Origin of the sequence: Pseudoalteromonas sp. Z1A6 (assembly GCF_011378745.1) — a bacterium.
Taxonomy (GTDB): domain Bacteria; phylum Pseudomonadota; class Gammaproteobacteria; order Enterobacterales; family Alteromonadaceae; genus Pseudoalteromonas; species Pseudoalteromonas arctica.
On sequence record NZ_WTKW01000341.1, the window covers coordinates 1 to 4,419 of the forward strand.

The 4,419-nt window shown below is 36.7% G+C and carries 5 protein-coding genes; 1 reads left to right on the top strand and 4 read right to left on the bottom strand.

From position 1 onward, the window contains the following. Positions 1–43 precede the first annotated feature (43 nt). The 4 genes from GQR46_RS16680 to GQR46_RS16695 form a co-directional block, all read right to left on the bottom strand. Entirely contained in the window at positions 44–1,234 is a 1,191-nt protein-coding gene (locus GQR46_RS16680) for an amino acid aminotransferase (protein WP_010554636.1), read from the bottom strand. Positions 1,235–1,314: 80 nt separating this feature from the next. Then, positions 1,315–1,974, bottom strand: a complete 660-nt coding sequence (locus tag GQR46_RS16685; protein ID WP_165741580.1) for a GAF domain-containing protein — start codon at positions 1,972–1,974, stop codon at positions 1,315–1,317. A 56-nt stretch (positions 1,975–2,030) separates the two neighbouring features. After that, the gene (locus GQR46_RS16690; protein ID WP_165741582.1) at positions 2,031–3,680 is read right to left on the bottom strand and encodes a SpoIIE family protein phosphatase; all 1,650 of its coding nucleotides are present in this window, start codon (positions 3,678–3,680) and stop codon (positions 2,031–2,033) included. Next, a complete protein-coding gene (locus GQR46_RS16695; protein ID WP_002962948.1) occupies positions 3,680–3,985 on the bottom strand; it encodes an STAS domain-containing protein in 306 nt (101 codons plus the stop codon). Before GQR46_RS16695 ends, GQR46_RS16690 begins: the two co-directional genes overlap by 1 nt. Before the next feature lie 135 nt (positions 3,986–4,120). On the opposite strand from GQR46_RS16695, the gene GQR46_RS16700 reads away from it, so the two are divergent. Next, on the top strand, positions 4,121–4,419 hold a 299-nt coding region (locus GQR46_RS16700; protein ID WP_165741583.1), incomplete at its 3' end, for a stress response translation initiation inhibitor YciH.

A 4,419-nucleotide genomic window follows, 5' to 3' on the forward strand; every position in this document is an offset into this window, starting at 1 on the left:
ACCGCACATCATTATGATGTGCGGTTTTTTATATTAACTGCGTTTATTTACAAACGTCAGCTACAGCATTTGAAAAGTATTCAATATTTGAATGACTAACACCTGCAACATTTACGCGGCTAGAGCCAACTATGTAAATGCCGTATTCTTTTTGTAGGCGAGCAATTTGCTCTTTATTAATACCTAAGAAAGAAAACATACCGTTTTGGCGTTCAATAAATGAGAAGTCTTGAGCAATATCTTTAGTTGCTAAGCTTTCTTTAATTAAGCTACGTAAGCCATTTATACGACTACGCATTTCATCAAGCTCAGAGTGCCACAATTGTGTAAGCTCTGTACTGCTTAAAATAGTATTAACAATGTCAGCACCATGCGCTGGCGGCATTGAGTAAATACTACGTACAACGCTTAGCATTACAGAGTTTGAAATATCTGCTGTTGCGCTGTCTTTTGCAATTAGTGAACATGCACCAATACGCTCGCGGTATAAGCCAAAGTTTTTAGAACATGAAGAACAAATAATTAGCTCTTCTACTGCATCGGCTAAAATACGTAAGCCACGTGCATCTTCTTCAAGTGAGGCACCAAAGCCTTGGTACGCAATATCAACAAGTGGTGTAAAGCCAACTTCTTTTGCCAGTTCGGCAACCGTGTTCCACTGTGTTTCGTTTAAATCCATACCGCTTGGGTTATGACAACATGCATGCAGTAAAACCACATCACCTTTAGGCACTTGTTTAAGTGTGTTGATCATTTCATCAAACAATAAATCTTTATTTTCGTAATCGTAATATGGGTATTCTTTTACTGTTAAGCCTGCAGCTTCAAACAAGCTAATATGGTTAGCCCATGTTGGGTTAGTTACCCAAACAGTCGCGTCTGTATTACAACGCTTAATAAATTCAGCTGCAACACGAAGTGCACCCGTACCACCAGGAGCTTGCGCAGTACGTACGCGGTTAGCTAGTAATACTTGATGCTCACCTAATAGTAACTGCTCCATTTTTTGGCAGTAATCTAAATTACCCGCTAAACCAATGTAAGATTTGCTCATTTCGTTTTCAAGACGAAACGCTTCAGCTTTTTTAACCGCTTTAAGGACCGGTGTATTGCCTTGCTCATCTTTGTAGACACCTACACCTAAATCAATTTTATTAGGGTTTGTATCTTGTTTATAGGCCGCCATAAGGCCAAGAATAGGATCTGTTGGTAATGGTTTTAATACTGAGAACATTGGCTATCTCTTATCGTTATTTAGGGGTTAGCTGTTAAGCTAAGCTTAACATAAAAGCACATCATATTGACTAGCGTTATTTACACTAGAAAGTGAGGAATTTTAATACAACATGCAATTAAAACGGCAAGCGTCTTTTCATCAAAAAAATCATTTTTAAAGGCTTCTGCATCTACAATACCAACGCATTCATTTTGTGCATTAAATAAAGGTAGGCAGGTTTCTGATTTAACTTTAGGATCGCATGTGTAGTATTCACCACCTTGTGATAAATACGTTTCAACGTTATTAATAATGCGGCCCTTGTGAGATAGCGCAACCTGTACGTTGTTACTGCCAGCCGCAAATGCTTGCGTTAAAGGAAACAACGGACGACTAGGCGCTCCATGATAAGCCAATTTTAATAGTTGATTACCTTCAGGGGTATTAGTTGATTGATAAATACCATACCAATCAACGCCCGTTTGCTGCTCAATGTAGCTTACAATACTTTGTAAAGTAGCCAGCTTAAACTGTGTTTGCTCATCATTTTTAATATAGTCAGTTAATTTGAATGGCTCATCTTGTAAGTAACCAAATAAACTACATGCACCGCCCTCGCCAAGCTCAGGTATTTGATACTCCCAACACACATCAGGCAAAGCAGTGTTTGCTAAATGTAGATCAAGCTTTTCAAGCTCTGTTAAAATCAAAGCTGGATTAGTACTAAGTTGTGCTTGTTTTAAGTAAGAAGAAATCATTTGGCCATCCATACATCTAAAGTTTCGAGAATAATAGCATGGATATTTTTACAGAGCTAGCTCAACTTGTAGCACATTTCAACTTGGTTACCACTGGCGTTATAAGTGACTTTTTCGGCTATTTCTTCTAATAAAGACACCCCTCTGCCAAATTCGTTATTAGCCTTTGCCAACTCATCGTGCTTACTACTAAACCCTCGGCCTGAATCGCAAATAATAAAATATAAACTGAGCGTGTCGGGGCAATAGCGCATATCAATAATAATCATGGCATCTGTAAGTTTAGCAAGGGCAGCCTCTCTCAACTCGTAATATCGAAAAAAGCCGTCTTCTTGTTTTTTAATTTCTGAGTTAAGGCCTAATACACCATGATCAAGCGCGTTATTATAAGCCTCAGACAACAGTAAAAATATATTAGAACGATGGGCATTTAATCCCTCAACACTGCTCAAAATATTAACGACGTCGTAAACGGGGTCTGTTTTTTTTATTTGTTCTGAGTTTAAACTCAAAGATAAATTAAAAGCTAAAGTAGAAAATGCTTCTCGCTCTTGCTCCTCAGGAACTAAAGGCAGGCAGTTTAGTAAAACAATGCTTAAATCGTCTTGTTGTTTAGTACCATCTGCAAACTCAGTAACGTTAGCAACTATATCTTCACTACTAATCATCGACTTACTTTTTAAGGTTTGCAAAAAACGTTCTTCCCCAAAAAATATATCTTTTTTGTTTGCTGTTTCTATAATTCCGTCGGTCGCTAATACAAGGCGAGTATTACTATTTGTTTCAAAATGAATAACTTCATATTCAAATTCTTGTTCATCTAAAATCCCTAGCGCCATATGCTGTGATTCTAATGTTTGTTTTACATTACCGTCTTTATCTATTAGGTAGGCATCGGGTAAGCCGCCCATCCATGCAGAAACACTTTTACCTGATGCACTAAGCTCTATAATGGTTGCAGCACAAAACATATGCCCAGGTAGTAGGTTGTACAGTAGTGTATTTAGCTCACAGGCAATATCGTTAACCGCCATGCCTTTTTGTACCATAGTATAAAAAACACGAGAAGTTGGTAATGCACCAATAGCTGCTGCAAGGCCGTGACCCGTAAAATCTCCCAACATGCAATACAAATTACCGATTGGGCTTTGCGCTACTAAAAACATATCGCCGTTAAACATAGAGGCCGGTGATAAATTAAAATCTAAATACTCTTTAAACTTACCTTGGTTTTCTAATGAGTTATTAAAAATATGCTCAATTATTTCGTGTTCACGTTCAATTTGATTATGATGATATTCAAGCAATTTCTTTTGTTGGTTTGCTTTTTTACTCAGCTCTCTGGTGCGAATATGTGCTTTAATTTTTGCATGCAGAATAACTTTTTCAAATGGTTTATGAATAAAGTCATCGCCACCCACTTCGAGGCAGCGCTCAAAACTTGCTTGATCTTCTAAGGAGGTTATAAAAATAATCGGTAAGTAAACTTCACTATACTGCTGCTTTATTTTTTCAGCAGCTTCAAAACCATCCATTACAGGCATTAAAACATCAAGTAAAACAACGTCTATTTGCTCTCTTTTAAGTACATTAAGTGCATCTAGCCCGTTATAAGCCACTGATATTTTATAACCCTCTTGCTCAAGCATTTTACTTAGTAAAATGCGATTGAGCGCCTGATCATCTACAATTAACACATGTATCATTAGCTAATATCAAACTTTTTATCAAAACGTGAAATTTGTAGAATTTTTCTAAGCTGTGGTTGGCAATTGCTTATTTCGATAGTTTTCACTTGGCTATCAATTGTTTTTTTCATGTTAAGTAACATGCCAAGTGCTGAGCTATCCATGTAGTCAGTCTCTCTTAAATCGATAATAACCTTTACTGTTTTTTCGCTCATTTGGGCATAAGCTTGGCGAAAAGATTGCACTAAATTAAAGTCAAACTTACCTTTAATTTGTATTGTTAATGTAGTGCCATCGACTGATTCATTCTTAGTTAAACTCATAGTAAACTCCAATAATATTTCCTTTGAACTAAATATAACCTGTTAAAAGTATTTAGCAAAAAGAAAAACACACAACTTCAAATTTGCTATCATTTACGCCAATATTTAATTAATTTTTATCCATAAAGGTAAGGTATGAGTGATAGTCACTTAGTATATTCAACAAGTACGGGTCGCATTGACCGGCCAAAACCAGAAAAAGAGTTAGAAGCTAAGCTTTTTAAAGATGGTTTTATTCGCATTGAGCGTCAAACAAAAGGACGTAAAGGCAAAGGCGTAATGTTAGTTGTAGGCATTGATCCAAAAGATCATGATTTAAAAAAGTTAGCTAAAACTATAAAAAGCAAAATGGGCCAAGGCGGCGCAGTAAAAGAAGGCATTATTGAAGTGCAAGGTGATGACCGCGATAAACTAAAAGCCATTTTAGAAGCGTT

Coding starts and splice junctions, on each gene's coding strand:
- GQR46_RS16680 (WP_010554636.1), bottom strand. CDS start 1,234: ATGTTCTCAGTATTAAAACCATTACCAACAGATCCTATTCTTGGCCTT.
- GQR46_RS16690 (WP_165741582.1), bottom strand. CDS start 3,680: ATGATACATGTGTTAATTGTAGATGATCAGGCGCTCAATCGCATTTTA.
- GQR46_RS16695 (WP_002962948.1), bottom strand. CDS start 3,985: ATGAGTTTAACTAAGAATGAATCAGTCGATGGCACTACATTAACAATA.
- GQR46_RS16685 (WP_165741580.1), bottom strand. CDS start 1,974: ATGATTTCTTCTTACTTAAAACAAGCACAACTTAGTACTAATCCAGCT.